Source organism: Zestomonas insulae, assembly GCF_016901015.1.
GTDB classification, from domain to species: Bacteria; Pseudomonadota; Gammaproteobacteria; order Pseudomonadales; family Pseudomonadaceae; genus Aquipseudomonas; species Aquipseudomonas insulae.
In genome coordinates, this window is the sequence record NZ_JAFEUP010000005.1 from 320,102 (window position 1) to 337,781 (window position 17,680).

General features: G+C 69.1%; 20 protein-coding genes. 15 read left to right on the top strand and 5 right to left on the bottom strand.

Annotated features, from left to right (window positions below; translation table 11 throughout):
• Nucleotides 1-2: 2 nt before the first annotated feature.
• Complete coding sequence (locus tag JQX08_RS17360; protein ID WP_205349669.1) at nt 3-962, bottom strand: AraC family transcriptional regulator; 960 nt, start codon at nt 960-962, stop codon at nt 3-5.
• A gap of 159 nt (nt 963-1,121) precedes the next feature.
• On the opposite strand from JQX08_RS17360, the gene JQX08_RS17365 reads away from it, so the two are divergent.
• The 7 genes from JQX08_RS17365 (at nt 1,122) to JQX08_RS17395 (ending at nt 8,142) form a co-directional block, all read left to right on the top strand.
• Entirely contained in the window at nt 1,122-2,453 is a 1,332-nt protein-coding gene (locus JQX08_RS17365) for a tetratricopeptide repeat protein (RefSeq protein WP_239482219.1), read from the top strand.
• Between the two features lie 96 nt (nt 2,454-2,549).
• Nucleotides 2,550-3,545, top strand: coding sequence for a D-cysteine desulfhydrase (locus tag JQX08_RS17370; RefSeq protein ID WP_205349670.1), 996 nt, complete (start codon nt 2,550-2,552; stop codon nt 3,543-3,545).
• Nucleotides 3,546-3,623: 78 nt separating this feature from the next.
• Complete coding sequence (gene tcyJ / locus JQX08_RS17375) at nt 3,624-4,421, top strand: cystine ABC transporter substrate-binding protein (protein ID WP_205349671.1); 798 nt, start codon at nt 3,624-3,626, stop codon at nt 4,419-4,421.
• On the top strand, nt 4,418-5,089 hold the full coding sequence (tcyL, locus tag JQX08_RS17380) for a cystine ABC transporter permease (RefSeq protein WP_205349672.1): 672 nt from the start codon (nt 4,418-4,420) through the stop codon (nt 5,087-5,089). The genes tcyJ and tcyL overlap by 4 nt, the downstream gene beginning before the upstream one ends.
• The gene (tcyN, locus tag JQX08_RS17385; RefSeq protein ID WP_205349673.1) at nt 5,086-5,877 is read left to right on the top strand and encodes an L-cystine ABC transporter ATP-binding protein TcyN; all 792 of its coding nucleotides are present in this window, start codon (nt 5,086-5,088) and stop codon (nt 5,875-5,877) included. Before tcyL ends, tcyN begins: the two co-directional genes overlap by 4 nt.
• A gap of 78 nt (nt 5,878-5,955) precedes the next feature.
• The gene (locus JQX08_RS17390; protein WP_205349674.1) at nt 5,956-6,834 is read left to right on the top strand and encodes a class I SAM-dependent methyltransferase; all 879 of its coding nucleotides are present in this window, start codon (nt 5,956-5,958) and stop codon (nt 6,832-6,834) included.
• Between the two features lie 126 nt (nt 6,835-6,960).
• Nucleotides 6,961-8,142: an MFS transporter gene (locus JQX08_RS17395; RefSeq protein WP_205349675.1), complete on the top strand. Its 1,182-nt coding sequence runs from the start codon at nt 6,961-6,963 to the stop codon at nt 8,140-8,142.
• 148 nt (nt 8,143-8,290) lie between these two features.
• Here JQX08_RS17395 and JQX08_RS17400 read toward each other — a convergent pair whose 3' ends face one another.
• Together JQX08_RS17400 and JQX08_RS17405 are read right to left on the bottom strand one after the other, a co-directional pair.
• On the bottom strand, nt 8,291-9,205 hold the full coding sequence (locus tag JQX08_RS17400; RefSeq protein WP_205349676.1) for a sigma 54-interacting transcriptional regulator: 915 nt from the start codon (nt 9,203-9,205) through the stop codon (nt 8,291-8,293).
• A 91-nt stretch (nt 9,206-9,296) separates the two neighbouring features.
• On the bottom strand, nt 9,297-9,878 hold the full coding sequence (locus JQX08_RS17405; RefSeq protein WP_205349677.1) for an RBBP9/YdeN family alpha/beta hydrolase: 582 nt from the start codon (nt 9,876-9,878) through the stop codon (nt 9,297-9,299).
• 264 nt (nt 9,879-10,142) lie between these two features.
• Between JQX08_RS17405 and oscA the strand changes: the two genes are divergently transcribed.
• From oscA to JQX08_RS17430, 5 genes are all read left to right on the top strand, one after another.
• Complete coding sequence (gene oscA / locus JQX08_RS17410) at nt 10,143-10,325, top strand: sulfur starvation response protein OscA (protein ID WP_205349678.1); 183 nt, start codon at nt 10,143-10,145, stop codon at nt 10,323-10,325.
• Between the two features lie 146 nt (nt 10,326-10,471).
• Nucleotides 10,472-11,470, top strand: a complete 999-nt coding sequence (locus tag JQX08_RS17415; RefSeq protein WP_205349679.1) for a sulfate ABC transporter substrate-binding protein — start codon at nt 10,472-10,474, stop codon at nt 11,468-11,470.
• A 185-nt stretch (nt 11,471-11,655) separates the two neighbouring features.
• Nucleotides 11,656-12,474: a sulfate ABC transporter permease subunit CysT gene (gene cysT / locus JQX08_RS17420; RefSeq protein ID WP_205349680.1), complete on the top strand. Its 819-nt coding sequence runs from the start codon at nt 11,656-11,658 to the stop codon at nt 12,472-12,474.
• A gap of 10 nt (nt 12,475-12,484) precedes the next feature.
• Nucleotides 12,485-13,357 (top strand): sulfate ABC transporter permease subunit CysW, encoded by an 873-nt coding sequence (gene cysW, locus JQX08_RS17425; protein ID WP_205349681.1) that lies wholly within the window; start codon nt 12,485-12,487, stop codon nt 13,355-13,357.
• Nucleotides 13,358-13,360: 3 nt separating this feature from the next.
• Nucleotides 13,361-14,350, top strand: coding sequence for a sulfate/molybdate ABC transporter ATP-binding protein (locus tag JQX08_RS17430; protein WP_205349682.1), 990 nt, complete (start codon nt 13,361-13,363; stop codon nt 14,348-14,350).
• A 55-nt stretch (nt 14,351-14,405) separates the two neighbouring features.
• On the opposite strand, the gene JQX08_RS17435 is transcribed toward JQX08_RS17430, so the two are convergent.
• Nucleotides 14,406-15,098, bottom strand: a complete 693-nt coding sequence (locus tag JQX08_RS17435; protein ID WP_205349683.1) for an ArsR/SmtB family transcription factor — start codon at nt 15,096-15,098, stop codon at nt 14,406-14,408.
• Nucleotides 15,099-15,185: 87 nt separating this feature from the next.
• On the opposite strand from JQX08_RS17435, the gene JQX08_RS17440 reads away from it, so the two are divergent.
• Nucleotides 15,186-15,545 (top strand): antibiotic biosynthesis monooxygenase family protein, encoded by a 360-nt coding sequence (locus JQX08_RS17440; RefSeq protein WP_205349684.1) that lies wholly within the window; start codon nt 15,186-15,188, stop codon nt 15,543-15,545.
• On the top strand, nt 15,538-16,290 hold the full coding sequence (locus tag JQX08_RS17445) for a sulfite exporter TauE/SafE family protein (protein ID WP_205349685.1): 753 nt from the start codon (nt 15,538-15,540) through the stop codon (nt 16,288-16,290). The genes JQX08_RS17440 and JQX08_RS17445 overlap by 8 nt, the downstream gene beginning before the upstream one ends.
• 24 nt (nt 16,291-16,314) lie before the next feature.
• Here JQX08_RS17445 and JQX08_RS17450 read toward each other — a convergent pair whose 3' ends face one another.
• On the bottom strand, nt 16,315-16,722 hold the full coding sequence (locus tag JQX08_RS17450; protein ID WP_205349686.1) for a hypothetical protein: 408 nt from the start codon (nt 16,720-16,722) through the stop codon (nt 16,315-16,317).
• A 126-nt stretch (nt 16,723-16,848) separates the two neighbouring features.
• Here JQX08_RS17450 and JQX08_RS17455 point away from each other — a divergent pair, with 126 nt between their 5' ends.
• Complete coding sequence (locus tag JQX08_RS17455; protein WP_205349687.1) at nt 16,849-17,658, top strand: MmyB family transcriptional regulator; 810 nt, start codon at nt 16,849-16,851, stop codon at nt 17,656-17,658.
• Nucleotides 17,659-17,680 lie beyond the last annotated feature (22 nt).

Consider the following 17,680-nt stretch of genomic DNA (forward strand, 5'->3'; position numbering starts at 1 on the left):
GCTCAGTGCGGCGCCTGCTGGCGCCGCCAGGTCGCCGGTGGCAGGCCGAACTCGCGCTTGAAGGCGCGGTTGAACGCAGCTTCCGACTCGTAACCGACATCGAAGGCGATCTGCGCCAGCAGCTGGCCGCCGTCGCGCAGGCGCAGCGCGGCGCTCTGCAGGCGCCAGTGCGCCAGGTAGTGCATCGGCGGCTGGCCGACCAGGCGGGTGAAGCGTTCGGCGAACGCCGAGCGTGACAGGCCGACCTCGCGGGCCAGTCCCTCGGTGGTCCAGGGCAGCGCCAGGTGATGGTGCAACAGCGCCAGCGCGCGGCCGACGAAGGGGTCGCGCAGGCCGGCCAGCCAGCCGGTCTGGCCGGCCGGCAGCTCGCTCAGGTAGCGGCGCACCGCCTCGACGAACAGCAGCTCGGCGAGCTTGTTCAGGACTGTGGTCGAGCCCAGGCGGTTGGCGGCGAACTCTTCGGCGGCGAGGTGGAACGACTGGCTGACCCAGACCCCGGCGACGTCCTCGTAAAGCGGCAGGTGCAGCACCGCCGGCAGCGTCTCCAGCAGCGGGCTGCGCGGCAGCTCGCAGCCGAGAAAACCGCAGATCAGGTGGGTCGCCGCGCCGCCACCGCCGTAGCACAGCTCCGCCAGACCGGAGCTGCCGAGCGGCTGGATCAGGTTGTCGACCAGCTGCGGGCGCAGGTGCGCGGCGCTGGCCAGCACGTGCGGGTCGTTGCGCGGCAGCATGACGATGTCGCCGGCGTGCAGCTGCAGCACCGGCGCGCCGGGCAACTCCAGGCGCAAGCTGCCGTCGACCACGTAGTGATAGGCAATGATGTGCGGCGGCACCGCGCCGAGCGGCCGGCAATCGGCCTCGCCGACCTGGGCGATGATGCACCAGGGCGCGGTGAACTCGGCATGCAGGAAGGCAACGGCGGAGAGCCGGGCGGCGGCGAGCACGTCGGAAAGTGCGTCCATGGGCCTGCCTTCGAGCGGTGGCGGCGGCTGTATCAAGATTAGCGGCGGTTCAGACAAAGGTCCTAGGTCGCATCGGGCCTACCTTAGCACCGGCTGGCATGGTGGGCGGCGTAACCCGACGCCCTGCGCTGGCTGCCTTGCTCAACGGGAGAAAACAAAATGACTGTCCGCGATCTGCAGGGTCTGGCCGTGTCTGGCGCCAGTTCCCGCAGCCTGTCCCACTTCGAAACTGCCTTGTCCCTGTTCCGCTGCTACCGTGGCGATCCCCTCGCCGAAACCGACGCCGCCCTCGCCGACAGCCCTGGCTTCGCCATGGCCCACGTGCTGCGCGCCTACCTGCACCTGCTCGGCACCGAATCGGCCGCCTTGCCCGCGGCACGCGCCAGCTATGCGCGCGCCGCCGCGCTGGCCGGCACCGAGCGCGAACGCGGCCACGTCGCGGCCATCGGCGCGCTGCTCGACGGCCACTGGCACCGCGCCGGGCACCTGCTCGAAGACGTCGCCATCGACCACCCGCATGACACCCTGGCCCTGCAGGCCGGCCATCAGATCGACTTCTTCTGCGGCCACGCGCGCATGCTCCGCGACCGCATCGCCCGCGCCCTGCAGGCCTGGCGGATCGGCCGGCCGGGCTACCACGCGCTGCTCGGCATGTACGCCTTCGGCCTCGAGGAGAACGGCGACTACGCCCGCGCCGAAGCCGCCGGGCGCCAGGCGGTAGTGCTCGAACCGCACGACGCCTGGGCGCAGCACGCGGTGGCGCACGTGCTGGAAATGCAGAGCCGGCAACGCGAAGGCATCGCCTGGATGCGCGCCAACTGCACGGCCTGGACCGCCGACAGCTTCTTCCAGATCCACAACTGGTGGCACCTGGCGCTCTACCACCTGGAACTCGGCGAATACGAACAGGTGCTCGAGTTGTATGACGGGCCGATTGCCGGCGACCAGTCGGCGCTGGCCCTCGACCTGATCGACGCCTCGGCGCTGCTCTGGCGCTTGCAGTTGCAGGAGGTCGACGTCGGCAACCGCTGGGAAGTCCTCGCCGCGCGCTGGGAGCCGCTCGCCGAGGCCGGTCACTACGCGTTCAACGACGTCCACGCGATGATGGCCTTCGCCAGCGCCGGCCATGTCGACGCCGCCCAGCGCCTGCTCGCCGCGCAGCAACGCGCGCGCCAGGGCGACGGCGACAACGTGCGCTTCACCGCCGAGGTCGGTCAGCCGGTGGCGCTGGCCATCCAGGCCTTCGTCGCCCGCCGCTACGCCGAATGCGTGCGCCTGCTGCGCGCGGTGCGGCCGATCGCCCAGCGCTTCGGCGGCAGCCACGCGCAACGCGACCTGCTCGACCTGACACTGATCGAGGCCGCCCTGCGCGGCGGCCAGTTGGCCCTGGCCCGCGCGCTGTGCGCCGAGCGCCTGCAGTTGCGGCCGAGCAGCCCGCTGGCGCGACGCCTGCGCACCCGGGTGACCACCCTGACCGCGGAGGTGGCCTGACGCCCAGTGGCAAACGCCCGGCCGCGCGCGGCCGGGCACCCCGAGGCGACACGGCGGACTAGAGTGACTAGGTCACTCGCTCCGGAACCTCCCGCCATGCTCAGTACCGCCCTCGCCCGTTTCCCGCGTCTCGAGCTGATCCCCACGCCCACCCCGCTGGAGCCACTGCCGCGCCTGTCGCAGCAGCTTGGCCGCGCGCTGTGGATCAAGCGCGACGACACCACCACCCTGGCGCTCGGTGGCAACAAGGCGCGCAAGCTGGAGTTCCTCGCCGCCGACGCCCTGCGCGCCGGCGCCGATGTGCTGCTCACCGCCGGCGCGATCCAGTCCAACCACGTGCGCCAGACCGCCGCGGTGGCCGCGCGCCTGGGCCTCGGCTGCCACGCGCTGCTGGAGAACCCGATCGCCGCCCGCGACAGCGACTACCTGGCCAACGGCAATCGCCTGCTCCTCGAGTTGTTCGGCGCCACGGTGGAAGCGGTGGCCGACCTCGACGACGCCGACGCGCTGCTGGCCAGTTGTGCCGCGCGTCTGCAGGCGGCCGGCAAGCATCCCTACGTGGTACCGATCGGCGGCTCCAGCCCGCTCGGCGCGCTCGGCTACGTGCGCGCCGGGCTGGAACTGGCCGAGCAGATGCAGCGCAGCGGTCAGCAGTTCGCCGCGGTGCTGCTGGCCTCCGGCAGCGCCGGCACCCACGCCGGCCTGGCCCTCGCGCTGGAATATGCGCTGCCCGGCACGCGGGTGATCGGCGTCACCGTGTCGCGCCCCGAAGCGACCCAGCGACCGAAGGTCGAGGGCCTGCTGCAGCGCACCGCCGAACTGCTCGGCGTCGCGGTGCCGAGCGGCCTGCGCATCGAGCTGTGGGACCAGTACTTCGCGCCGCGCTACGGCGAGCCGAACGCCGCGACGCTGGCGGCGATCCGCCTGCTGGCCGGCCAGGAAGGCGTGCTGCTCGACCCGGTGTACACCGGCAAGGCGTTCGCCGGACTGCTCGACGGCGTGCAGCGCCAGGCCTTCGCCGACGGCCCAGTGCTGTTCCTGCACACCGGCGGCGCGCCGGCGCTGTTCGCCTACCGCGCGGCGTTCGGCTGAGCGCCGCAGCGCCCGCGCCTCACAGTCGCCGCGGCTTGACTACCCTGCATAGACACCATCGCGCTTGGGGGACTTCCCATGATCCATTCGTTTCTGCGTCGTCACCTGCTGCTCGGCAGCGTCGCCCTGCTGCTCGGCCTGGGCAGCCTCGGCAGCGCCTCGGCCGCCGACCTGCTCGACGAGATCAAGGCCAACGGCAGCATCAAGGTCGGTCTGGAGGGCACCTACCCTCCGTTCAACTACCAGGATGCCAACGGCCAGCTGAGCGGCTTCGAAGTCGACTTCGCCAACGCCCTGGCCAAGGAGCTGGGGGTCAAGGCCGAGTTCCAGCCGACCAAGTGGGACGGCATCCTCGCCGCGCTGGAATCCAAGCGCCTCGACGTGGTGATCAACCAGGTGACCATCTCCGAGGAGCGCCGGAAGAAGTACGACTTCTCCACGCCCTACACCGTCTCCGGCATCCAGGCGCTGACCCGCAAGGACACCGCGGCGAGCATCACCAATGCGCAGAGCCTGGCCGGCAAGAAGGTTGGCGTCGGCCTCGGCACCAACTACGAGCAGTGGCTGAAGGACAACGTGCCGGACGCGGTGATCAAGACCTACGACGACGACCCGACCAAGTTCCAGGACCTGCGCGTCGGGCGCATCGACGCGATCCTGGTCGACCGCCTGGCGGCCTTCGAGATGGTCAGCAAGACCGGCGACCAGCTGGCCCTGGCCGGCCAGGCGTTCTCCCGCCAGGAAGCCGGCGTGGCGCTGCGCAAGGGCAACCCGGCGCTGCTCGCGGCGATCGACCAGGCGATCGGCAAGCTGCGTGCCGACGGCACGCTCAAGGCGCTGTCTGAGAAATGGTTCAAGGCTGACGTCACGCAATGATCGAAGCCAGCCTGCAACTGGCGCTGGACTCACTGCCGTTCCTGCTCAAGGGCACGCTGTGGACGGTGGTGCTCAGCCTCGGCGGGATGTTCTTCGGCCTGCTGCTCGGCTTCAGTCTGGCGCTGCTGCACCTCTACGGCATCGCGCCGCTGCGCTGGCTGGCCAAGGTCTACGTGTCGTTCTTCCGCGGCACGCCGCTGCTGGTGCAGCTGTTCATGATCTATTACGGCCTGCCGCAGCTGGGCATCCAGCTCGAACCGCTGCCGGCGGCGCTGATCGGCTTCTCGCTGAACATGGCCGCCTACACCTGCGAAATCCTCCGTGCGGCGATCGCCTCGATCGACCGCGGCCAGTGGGAGGCCGCCGCCAGCATCGGCATGACCCGCGTGCAGACGCTGCGCCGCGCGGTGCTGCCGCAGGCCGCGCGCACCGCCCTGCCGCCGCTTGGCAACAGCTTCATCTCGCTGGTCAAGGACACCGCGCTGGCCGCCACCATCCAGGTCCCCGAGCTGTTCCGCCAGGCGCAGCTGATCACTGCGCGGACCTTCGAGATCTTCACCATGTACCTCGCCGCCGCGCTGATCTACTGGGTGCTGGCCAGCGTCCTGGCGCACTTCCAGGGCCGCCTGGAGGCGCGGGTCAACCGTCACGAGCAGGACGCGCCATGATCGCCGTGCGCAACCTCAGCAAGCAGTTCCACGGCCAGCCGGTGCTCAAGGGCATCGACCTCGACGTCGCCCCCGGCGAGGTGGTGGCGATCATCGGCCCCAGCGGCTCGGGCAAGACCACCTTGCTGCGCTGCCTGAACCTGCTCGAAGTACCGAGCGGCGGGCGCATCCAGGTCGGCAGCGTGACCATCGACGCCGACCAGCCGCTCAAGCCGCAGCAGGGCCTGATCCGCCAGCTGCGCCAGCACGTCGGCTTCGTGTTCCAGAACTTCAACCTGTTCCCGCACCGCACCGCGCTGGAGAACGTCATCGAAGGCCCGCTGGTGGTCAAGAAGGAGCCGCGCGCCGCGGCCATCGCCCGCGGCCGCGCGCTGCTCGCCAAGGTCGGCCTGGCCGGCAAGGAGGACGCCTATCCCAAGCGCCTCTCCGGCGGCCAGCAGCAACGCGTGGCGATCGCCCGCGCGCTGGCCATGCAGCCCGACGTGATCCTTTTCGACGAACCGACCTCGGCGCTTGACCCCGAGCTGGTCGGCGAGGTGCTCGCCACCATCCGCGGCCTCGCCGAGGAGCAGCGCACCATGGTCATCGTCACCCACGAGATGAGCTTCGCCCGCGACGTGGCCAGCCGGGCGATCTTCATCGACGGCGGGGTGATCGTCGAACAGGGTCCGGCGCGCGAGCTGTTCCGTGCGCCGCGGGAAGAGCGCACGCGGCAGTTCCTGCGCAAATTCCTCGGTGACCAGCTCGGCGAGCAGCCGGGTGAGCCGCGCGCCGCGCCGCCGCACTGAGCAGCACGGCGCCACGCCGGGCCGCCGCCAACGCCTGGCCATCCGCGACCATCCAGCCGCCCGCGGCAAGGAGCGCACATGAAGGATTTCCAGGACTACATCCAGCAGCTGGTCGGCGCCGGTGGCCCGGCGCCCGAGCAATACCTCGAGCTGGACGGCTGGTTCCAGCGCGTCACCGCCCAGCTCGCCGCCGAGCCGCTGTCCGGGCGCTCGGTGCAGGAGCTGTGGCCGATGTTCGGCGCGGCGTTCTCGCTGAACACCGTGCAGGGTTTCGCGGCGCTCAAACCGCATGGCTATTCCGGCGATTTCGAGATCATGGAGCGGCTCTACAGCCGCTGGCTGTCGCCGCTGCCCGAGCTGCAGAACTGGGACCTGTTCACCCATTGGCACCCTGCCACCCAGGCGGTGCGCAACCGCAAGGACTACTTCAAGCAGGTAATGACCGCGCTCGCCGCGGACGGCCAGCCGCGCACGGTGCTCAACGTCGGCAGCGGCCCGTGCCGGGACATCCACGAGTACCTGCAGGAGCACCCCGACACCCCGCTGCGCTTCGAATGCGTCGACCTCGACGGGCAAGCGATCGCCTACGCCCAGCAGCTGCTGAATGGCGCCGCGGTGCTGTTCCACCAGGCCAACGCCTTCACCTTCAGCACCACGCAACGCTATGACCTGGTGTGGTCGGCCGGGCTGTTCGATTACCTCAACGACCGCGAGTTCGTGTTCCTCCTCAAGGCGCTGGCCAAGCTGCTGCAGCCGGGCGGCGAGCTGGTGGTCGGCAATTTCTCCGAGGCCAATCCGTCGCGCGCCTACATGGAGTTCGGCGACTGGGTGCTGCATCACCGCACTGACGCGCAGCTGCAGGCGCTGGCCGCGCAGGCCGGGCTGCCCGAGGCGGGCGTGCGCATCGAGCGCGAGCCGCTGGGGGTCAACCTGTTCCTGCGCGCACGCCTGGCCTAGGCGCGCCCAACCGCTCGCCCAAGCCCCGCGCCAGGCACGTCCGTACCTGCATCCGGCGGGGCTTTTCCCGGCGGATTGGCGCAGAATGCGCGCCCGCTTTTTGTCGCCCCCGCTGGAAGTCCGCGCATGAACCCCGCCACGCTCCTCTCCCTGCCCCTGCTCGCCCTGGCCCTCGGTGGCTTCGTGGTCGGCAGCAGCGAATTCATCATCATGGGCCTGCTGCCCGAGGTCGCCGCCGACCTGCGCGTCAGCCTGGCCGACGCCGGCCTGCTGGTCAGCGCCTACGCGATGGGCGTGGTGATCGGCGCGCCGCTGCTCGGCCCGCTGCTCGGCCGCCTGGCGCGCAAGCGCGCGTTGCTGTGGCTGATGGGCGCCTATGCGCTGGGCAATCTCGGCTGCGCGCTGGCCCCGGATTACCACTGGCTGCTCGCCGCACGCATGCTCACCGCGATCAGCCATGCCGGCTTCTTCGGCTGCGCCACCCTGCTGGCCGCCGAGCTGGCTCCAGTGCATCGGCGCGCCTCGGCGATGGCGCTGGTGCTCAGCGGCCTGACCATCGCCAACGTGCTCGGCGTGCCGCTCGGCGCCTGGCTCGGCCAGGCCACCAGCTGGCGCATGACCTTCTTCGTGGTCGCCGCGCTCGGCGCGCTGGCGGTGCTGGCCATGGCGCTGTGGCTGCCGCACGGCCAGGCGCCGGCGCGCAACGCCGCGCACAGCGCCTGGGGTGGCGTGCTGCGCTGGCCGGTGCTGCATCCGCTGCTGGTCTGCTGCCTGTCCTCGGTGGCGCTGTTCAGCGTGTTCACCTACATCAGCCCGCTGCTTCGCGAGGTGGGCGGTTATTCGGCCGAGCAGAACAACGGCGCGCTGCTGCTGTTCGGCATCGGCCTGACCCTCGGCAATCTGCTCGGCGGGCGTCTGGCCGACCGCGGCCTGCGCCATGCGGTGCCGATCGCCCTGGCGGTCAGCGGCCTGGCGCTGCTCGGTCTGTTCGCCTGGCTGCAACAGCCGCTGCTGCCGCTCGTGCTGTTGCTGCTGTGGGGGATGGCCAGCTTCGCCATCTCCTCGCCGCTGCAGATGCTGCTGGTCGAGCAGGCCGGCGAGTCGGCGAGCCTGGCGGCGACCTTGAGCCACGCCGCGTTCAACCTCGGCAACGCCAGTGGCGCCTGGCTCGGCGGGCTGTGGCTGAGTGCCCAGTACGGGCTGAGCAACCTGCCGCTACTCGGCGTCGGCGCGCTGGCGCTGACCCTGCTGGTTGCCCTGCCGCTGCCGCGCCTGCGTGCCAGCAAGGAGCGCCTCGGCCTGCAGTGAGGGCGGCAACCTCTGGGTCCCCGCCTGCGCGAGGACGACGGAACGGAGGCAACGCCCTCAGCGTATCCCGTCACTCCCGCGCAGGCGGGAGTCCAGGGCGCACTCCAGCCCAGCGACACCACTGCGCACACGCGCGGCGATGGCGACGCTACAGCAGCTCGCCGAGCAACTGGCGCAGCGCCGCGCGTTGCGCCGGATCGGCGGCCAGCACGCGCAGCTGGGCGCTGAGCTGGACCAGATCGAAGCTCGGCAGGTTGAGGTGCTCCGGGAGAATCTCCGCGCCGCGGCTGACCAGCAGGGCGAAGTGGATGACGCTCTCCAGCTCGCGGGTGTTGCCCGGCCAGCTGTGCGCCTCGAGCACCTGCTGGGCGCTGGCGCTGAGCAGCGGCAAGCCCAGACTGAGGCGCTGGGCGTGGATGCCGAGGAAGTATTCGGCGAGCGGCAGGATGTCGCCGATCCGTTCGCGCAGCGGCGGCAGCACCAGCCGCCCTTCGTCGAGGTAGTGGAACAGCCGCTCGTGGAACTTGCCGGCGGCCACCGCCTGGGCCAGGTCGATGCTGGTCGCCGCCACCAGGCGCACGTCGACCGGCAGTGCCTGGCCGGCGCCGACCCGGGTCACCTCGCGGGTTTCCAGGGCGGCGAGCAGCTTGCTTTGCAGGCCCAGCGGCAGGTCGCCGATCTCGTCGAGGTACAGCGTGCCGCCGTTCGCCGAGCCGAACCAGCCGGCACGACTGCTGGCCGCGCCGACCTGACTGCCGGCGGTGTAGCCGAACAGCTCGGCCTCGCCGCGACTGGGGCTGAGGCTGCCGCAGTTGACCGCGACGAACAGCCCGGGCCGCTCGCTCTCGCGGTGGATGTGCCGCGCCAGCAGTTCCTTGCCGGTGCCGCTCTCGCCACGGATCAGTACCGGCAGGCCGCTCGGCGCCAGCTCGTGCAGCTCGGCGCGCAACTGCTGCGAGCGCGGGTCGATGAACACCAGGGCCTTGGCGCGGATGCTCAGCGGACTCTTGTCGGCTTCCGGCAGGGTCAGCAGCGGCTGATCGATGGGTGGTTGGCGACTCATAAACGACTCCCGCCCGAGTCATGGGGCCCGACTCAGGCGCAATGAAAGGTGACAGCCGCCGCAGCGCGCGACTGGCGGTGGCGGTGCGCGCTCAGGCGCGCTGGCGCGCCTGCTGCTCGATCAGGCCCTGCAGGCGATACAGGTAGGCGAACCCCTGCTCCCAGCGCTGGTGACCGGACTTCACATTGATGTGCCCGGCGCCGCCGAGCACCGCCAGTTCGCTGCCCCAGTCGTGGCTCAGTTCGAGCACGCGCGGCACGCTGGCGGCCGGGTCGTTGTCCGAGCCGACCAACTGGCTGGGAAACGGCAGCAGCTCGCGCGGAATCGGCGCGAAGTTGCGCAGCTCGGCCGGGCAGCCGGGCCGCTCGACGTCGGCCGGCGCCACCAGCAGCGCGCCGCGCACCCGGCGCAGCAGCGCCAGCGGCGCCTGCGCGGCCCAGTGCGCGACGGTGACGCAGCCAAGGCTGTGGGCGATCAGGATGACCGGGCGGCTGTCGGCGGCGATCTCGCGCTCCAGCGCGGCGACCCAGTCGGCGCGCTGCGGGTTCTGCCAGTCGCGCTGCTCGACCCGCGCGGTGTTCGGCAGGCTGCGCTGCCAGTGACTTTGCCAATGCGCGTCCGGCGAGCCCTGCCAGCCCGGCAGGATCAGATAACGAATTGCTTGGCTCGACATGGCGGCCTCCTGAAGGTCTCGATTGAGCGCAGTCTAGGCGGCGTTCTTATATGTGTTAAGGAATAAGAAATTATTTACTTATTCACTTATTTCGTTATTCGGTGCCGGAGTGAAGGCGCATATAGGGCGGCGAATCGTCTGAGGGATGATTGACAATTCGGTTATAACAAAATTCTTAAATAGTATTTTTAAGAATAACTAGAGATCCCTAACATCCGCTCCACGCCCACTGAAACCCGGGCGCTTCTCTCAAGGAGCAGATTGATGAGCGCATCCCTTCGCAGCATTGAAGGCCAGGACGAAGCCGGCATCCTGCGCGAGATCCAAAGCGCGTTGCAGGGCCTGCGATTCGGCTCGGTGGAAATCACCGTGCACAACGGCCAGGTCGTGCAGATCGAACGCAAAGAAAAATTCCGGCTGCAGAACCCTAGCCAGAAAAACGGCTGAAACGCCGCCCGACTGGACCACCGGAGGGAAAGTGCCGTGCCCCCTATAACTCACAACAACGCCAACCATTCACCCGGCCACCTGCCTCAGGGCAACAGGCTGGACAGCTGAATACGCACGACTACTTAGATTCCAGGAGCTACACCATGTCCATTCGCCGTTTCGCCCTGGCCAGCCTGGCCAGCGCCCTGTTCGCCGCACCGGTTCTCGCCGACACCGAGCTGCTCAACGTGTCCTACGACCCGACCCGCGAGCTGTACCAAGAGTACAACGCCGAGTTCAACAAATACTGGCAGGCCCAAGGCCACGAGCCGGTCAAGGTTCAGCAGTCCCACGGTGGCTCGGGCAAGCAGGCCCGTGCAGTGATCGACGGCCTCAAGGCCGACGTGGTGACCCTGGCGCTGGCCGGTGACATCGACGAGCTGAACAAGCTCGGCAAGCTGATCCCGGACAACTGGCAAACCCGTCTGCCGGAGGCCAGCACGCCGTACACCTCGACCATCGTGTTCCTGGTCCGCAAGGGCAACCCGAAAGGCATCAAGGACTGGGGCGACCTGGTCAAGCCGGGCGTCGAAGTGATCACCCCGAACCCGAAAACCTCCGGCGGCGCACGCTGGAACTTCCTCGCCGCCTGGGCCTATGGCGTGCAGAAGTTCGGCAGCGAAGCCAAGGCGCAGGAATACGTGCAGGAGCTGTACAAGCACGTCCCGGTGCTGGACACCGGTGCGCGTGGCTCGACCATCACCTTCGTCAACAACAACATCGGCGACGTGCTGCTGGCCTGGGAAAACGAAGCCTTCCTGGCCCTCAAGGAACAAGGTGGCGAGAACTTCGAGATCGTCGCACCGAGCCTGTCGATCCTCGCCGAGCCGCCGGTCGCGGTGGTCGACAAGAACGTCGACAAGAAAGGCACCCGTGCCATCGCCGAGGCCTACCTGAAGCACCTGTACAGCCCGGAAGGCCAGCGCATCGCGGCGAAGAACTTCTACCGTCCGCGTGACAAGTCGGTGGCTGCCGAATTCGCCAAGCAGTTCCCGGACCTCAAGCTGGTCACCATCGACAAGGACTTCGGCGGCTGGAAAACCGCGCAGCCGAAATTCTTCAACGACGGTGGCGTGTTCGACCAGATCTATCAGGCTCAGTAAGGGCGCGATCCGGAGGATAGCCAGCGAGCCATCCTCCAGAACAGAAAGCGGGGTTAGAATCGCCGCCCCGAGCAAAACGAGAGAGGGAAGCCGCGGCTTCCCTTTGTCGCGAGCGGAATCAGGCGAATCGGGACAGACGGCCCGGCCGTTGCTCCGAGCGTTCCAACGCAGATAAAGGACAGACAATGTCACGCCGCATTTCCCCCGTCATACCCGGCTTCGGGCTGACGCTGGGCTACACCCTGGTGTACCTCAGCCTGTTGGTGCTGATCCCCCTGGGTGCCATGTTTCTCAAGACCACCCAGCTCAGCTGGGAGCAGTTCTGGACCATCATCAGTGCCCCGCGCGTCCTCGCCGCGCTGAAGCTGTCGTTCGGTACCGCCCTCGCCGCCGCGGTGATCAACGGCCTGATCGGCACCCTGCTCGCCTGGGTACTGGTGCGCTACGACTTCTTCGGTCGCAAGATCATCGACGCGATGATCGACCTGCCGTTCGCCCTGCCCACCGCGGTGGCCGGCATCGCCCTCACCGCGCTGTACGCGCCGGCCGGCCTGGTCGGCCAGTTCGCCAGCGACCTCGGTTTCAAGATCGCCTACACGCCGCTCGGCATCACCCTGGCGCTAACCTTCGTGACCCTGCCGTTCGTAGTGCGCACGGTGCAGCCGGTGCTCGCCGACATCCCCCGCGAGGTCGAGGAAGCCGCCGCCTGCCTGGGCGCCAAGCCGCTGCAGGTGTTCCGCCACATCCTCGTCCCCGCGCTGCTGCCCGCCTGGCTGACCGGCTTCGCGCTGGCCTTCGCGCGGGGCGTCGGCGAGTACGGCTCGGTGATCTTCATCGCCGGCAACATGCCGATGAAGACCGAGATCCTGCCGCTGCTGATCATGGTCAAGCTGGACCAGTACGACTACACCGGCGCCACCGCGATCGGTGTGCTGATGCTGGTGGTCGCCTTCGTCCTGCTGCTGCTGATCAACCTGCTGCAGCGCCGCATCGAAAAACCCTGAGGAACGCGCCATGACTACTGCAACCCTGAGCGCGACCTCCGCCGCCAACGCCGCCCGCCGCGGCAACCTGTGGGGCCGTCGCGTGCTGATCGGCCTGGCCTGGCTGGCCTTCGCGCTGTTCCTGCTGCTGCCGCTCTACGTGGTGCTCAGCGAGGCGCTCAAGCAAGGCCTGGGCACCTTCTTCACCGCCATCCTCGAGCCGGACGCGCTGTCCGCGCTGAAACTGACCCTGCTCGCCGTGGCTATTTCGGTGCCGCTCAACCTGGTGTTCGGCGTGTCCGCCGCCTGGTGCGTGACCAAGTTCGAGTTCCCCGGCAAGAGCATCCTGGTGACCCTGATCGACCTGCCGTTTTCGGTCTCGCCGGTGATCGCCGGCCTGATCTACGTGCTGCTGTTCGGGGCCCAGGGCTACTTCGGTGAATGGCTGCAGGACCGCGACATCCAGATCGTCTTCGCCGTGCCGGGCATCGTGCTGGCGACCATCTTCGTCACCTTCCCGTTCGTCGCCCGCGAACTGATCCCGCTGATGCAGGAACAGGGCACCCAGGAGGAGGAGGCCGCGCGCCTGCTCGGCGCCAACGGCTGGCAGATGTTCTGGCACGTCACCCTGCCGAACATCAAATGGGGCCTGATCTACGGCGTGGTGCTGTGCACCGCGCGGGCGATGGGCGAGTTCGGCGCGGTCTCGGTGGTCTCCGGGCATATCCGCGGCGTCACCAACACCCTGCCGCTGCACGTCGAGATTCTCTACAACGAGTACAACCACGTCGCCGCGTTCAGCGTCGCCAGCCTGCTGCTGCTGCTCGCCCTGGTCATCCTGCTGCTCAAGCAGTGGGCCGAATCCCGTCTGTCCCGCCTACGCCACACGGCTGAGGATGAATGAGTCATGTCGATCGAAATCCGTAACGTCAGCAAGAACTTCAACGCCTTCAAGGCCCTGAACGACATCAACCTGGACATCCACAGCGGCGAGCTGGTGGCCCTGCTCGGCCCGTCCGGCTGCGGCAAGACCACCCTGCTGCGCATCATCGCCGGCCTCGAGACCCCGGACGCCGGCAATATCGTGTTCCATGGCGAGGACGTCTCGCAGCACGACGTGCGCGATCGCAACGTCGGCTTCGTGTTCCAGCACTACGCGCTGTTCCGCCACATGACGGTGTTCGACAACGTTGCCTTCGGCCTGCGCATGAAGGCCAAGGCAGTGCGCCCGAGCGAGAGCCAAATCAAGGACAAGGTCCTCGAGCTGCTCAGCATGGTGCAACTCGACTGGCTCGCCGACCGCTACCCGGAGCAGCTCTCCGGTGGCCAGCGCCAGCGCATCGCGCTGGCCCGCGCGCTGGCGGTGGAGCCGAAGATCCTGCTGCTCGACGAGCCGTTCGGCGCGCTCGACGCCAAGGTGCGCAAGGAGCTGCGCCGCTGGCTGGCGCGCCTGCACGAGGAGATCAACCTGACCAGCGTGTTCGTCACCCACGACCAGGAAGAGGCGATGGAAGTCGCCGACCGCATCGTGGTGATGAACAAGGGCGTGATCGAGCAGATCGGCGCGCCGGGCGAGGTCTACGAGAACCCGAAGAGCGACTTCGTCTACCACTTCCTCGGCGACGCCAACCGCCTGTTCATCGGCGAGGATCACCACGTGCTGTTCCGTCCGCACGAGGTGTCGCTGTCGCGCAACGCGATCGCCGAGCACTGCCCAGCGGAAGTGCGCGACATCCGCCCGCTCGGCGCGATCACCCGCGTGACCCTCAAGGTCGCCGGCCAGGACGAGCTGATCGAGGCGGAAGTGGTCAAGGACCACGACAGCCTGACCGACCTGGCGCGCGGCGCCACGCTGTACTTCAAGCCCAAGTCGGCGCAGCCGGCGACCCAGCGCTGAGGCCAGCGGCCACGCAACACTAGAGCGCCCTGCGGGGCGCTTTTTTATGCGCGGCTCACGGGCGGGCGATGGCGAGGATTGCCTGGCGACCGTGTGGCGACACGTGCAGCGCCCGCGAACGCGACGACGGGCGCAGCCAGCCAGCTTGCTTGCAGCTGTCCAGCAGCGCCGCCCCCAACGCGCCGCCCAGATGCGGCTTGCGCTCGCTCCAGTCCGGGCAGGCGCAGAGCAACTGACGACGCCGTTTGCGCAGCGCCTTGAGGTCGATCCCCAGGCCCTGCAGCGCGGCACTGCCGGCCGCGGTCAACTCCAGCACGCCGTCGCGCTGCTGCAGCCAGCCGGCCGCGCTCATCCGCTCGAACAGGCCGACCGCCAGCTCGCCGGCCAGGTGGTCGTAGCAGGTGCGCGCCTCACGCAGTGCCAGCGGCGTGCCGTGCGAGGCCGGCAGCGCGCGCGTCTTGCGCGGCTGGGCAGCCAGCGCGGCACTGGCCAGTGCCTCGACCGCCTGGCCGACCTCCGGCCCGGCAAGCTTGTAGTAGCGACTGCGGCCATGGCTTTCCAGCACCAGCAGGCCGCCTTCGAGCAGCTTGGCCAGATGCGCACTGGCCGACGACGGCGACAGCCCGGCGAGCAGCGCCAGCTCCCCGGCCGGCCGCGCACTGCCATCCATCAATGCCCAGATCATCGCCGCGCGGCCGCCATCGGCAAGCAAGGCGGCAGTCGAGCTGATCCCCGGTGTGTATTCCATAGTTCACCTCACGATGAAACATGTCGGCGGTGGAGTACCGATACTGGCCCGGAAATCCACCGCCCGCCAGTCACCAGGAGAACCGCCATGCTCGCCGTGATCTTCGAAGCCGAGGCCCGCCCCGGCCACCAGCAGGACTACCTGGACCTCGCCGCCGAGCTGCGTTCGCTGCTCGATGGCCAACAGGGGTTCATTTCCGTCGAACGCTTCCAAAGCCTGCAGACTCCGGGCAAGGTGCTGTCGCTGTCGTTCTGGCAGGACGAGGCGTCGATCCTCGCCTGGCGCCAGCAGCAGGCGCACCGCCACGCGCAGGCCGCTGGCCGTGCGCAGCTGTTCCACGACTACCGGCTGCGGGTCGCCCAGGTGCTGCGCGACTACGGCCTGCACGAGCGCAGCCAGGCACCCGCCGACTGCCTCCAGCCACGATCCGAGAACCAGCATGCTTGAGCCGTTCCTCGCCTACCTGCCGCTGATCCTTGCGGTGTTCCTGCTCGCCGGCACGGTCAAGGGCGCCATCGGCCTCGGCCTGCCGACCATCTCGGTGGGCCTGCTCGGCCTGGTGATGCCACCGATGCAGGCGGCGGCGATCCTCGTCGTGCCGTCGATGGTCACCAATCTCTGGCAACTCGCCGACGGCCGCAGCCCGCTGCCGATGCTGCGCCGCCTGTGGCCACTGCTGGCCGGCATCGTGGTCGGCACGCTGCTGGTCGGCTGGCTGCTGCGCGACCTGCAGCTGCCGCACGCCAGCCAGTGGCTGGGCGTGGCGCTGCTGGTCTACGCCGCGCTCGGCCTGGCGGCGGTGCCGCTGCGCGTGGCGCCACAGCAGGAGGCCTGGCTGGCGCCGCTGGTTGGCGCCGTGACCGGGGCGATCACCGCGGTGACCGGAGTGTTCGTCATCCCGGCGGTGCCCTACCTGCAGGCCATCGGTCTGGAGAAGGACGAACTGGTGCGCGGCCTCGGCCTGTCGTTCAGCGTCTCCACCCTGGCCCTGGCGCTGAGCCTCGGCCACCAGGGCGAGCTGCTGCAGCCGGCGGTGCTCGCGGTGTCGGCGCTGGCACTGCTGCCGGCGCTGCTCGGCATGGCCGGCGGCCAGTGGCTGCGCCGGCGGGTGAGTGCCGAGCGTTTCCGCCGCTGGTTCTTCATCGGCCTGCTGCTGCTCGGCGCCGACCTGGCGCTGCGCGGTCTGTTCTAGCCGCGCAGCCGCCACGGTCAGTACTCAGGCCGGCAGCGCCTGGGCCTGCGACTGCTTGAGGCCGAGCAGTTCCAGCTCGATGAACAACAGCACCGCCAGCGCCTGGGCAATGACGAAGGCGTAGCCGAGCAGGTTCGGCGCCACCCAGCCGCTGACCAGCAGCAACAGACTGTCGAGCACCCACAGCGCGTTGACGGCAATCACCGCCCACACCGCGCCACGCTGGATACGCGCGCGGCTGGCCAGCCAGGCGAGCGCCAGGGCGAACGGCAGCAGGCTGGCGCCGGCGCCGAACAGCAGCGCGCGCGGCAGCTCCAGCCAGCTGCTGAGCACATCGGCGGCGAGCATCAGCAGCAGGCCGGTGGCGCCACTGATCAGGCCATCGGCGTAGAGGGCACGGCGCAGCAGCAGGGAAGGTTGTACGGCGGTCATGGTGAAGTCCTCCAGGGTTCGGCGCCGGAGCTGGCGTCCGGGCCTAGAGTTCGCCGCCGCGCGCCGTGCGTCGATTACCCGTGAGGTAATGGCTGGAATGACCCGCAGCGACTATCGTCGATGGCCATGAACGCCACCGCCCAACCGGTCGGCGCGCTGCTCCGCCAGTGGCGCCAGCGCCGTCGCCTCAGCCAGCTCGATCTCGCCTGCGAGGCGGAGATCTCCACGCGCCACCTGAGCTTCGTGGAAACCGGACGCGCCCGGCCGAGCCGCGAGATGCTCCTGCACCTCGCCGAATCGCTGCAGATTCCCTTGCGCGAACGCAACCTGCTGCTGGTCGCCGGCGGCTTCGCCCCGCTGTACAGCCAACGGCCGCTGGCCGACCCGGCACTCGGCGCGGCACGCGCGGCGGTCGAGCAGCTGCTCGCCGCCCACGAACCCAACCCGGCGCTGGCCATCGACCGCCACTGGCAACTGCTCGCCGCCAACCGCTGCGTCGCCCCGCTGCTCGCCACGCTGCCAGCCGAACTGCTCACGCCGCCGGTCAACGTGCTGCGCCTGAGCCTGCATCCACAAGGCCTGGCGCCGCTGATCCGCAACCTCGGTGAATGGCGCGCGCACCTGCTGGCGCGGCTGCAGCGCGACCTGGAAGTGAGCGGCGATCCGCAGCTGGCCGAGCTGCTCGCCGAGCTCAACGGCTACCCGGCCCCCGCCGCACCGGCGGCCAGCCAACCCGGCGTGCTGGTGCCGCTGCAACTCGACACCCACCACGGCCCACTCAACCTGATCAGCACCACCACGGTGTTCGGTACGCCACTGGACGTAACACTCGCCGAGCTGGCCTTGGAAACTTTCTTCCCAGCCGACCCGGCCAGTGCCGCGGTACTCCGCCAGTTGCTCGCCGAAGCCGACGACCACACGGAGAAAACTGCCTAACGCACAGAAAAATTCACTCTTT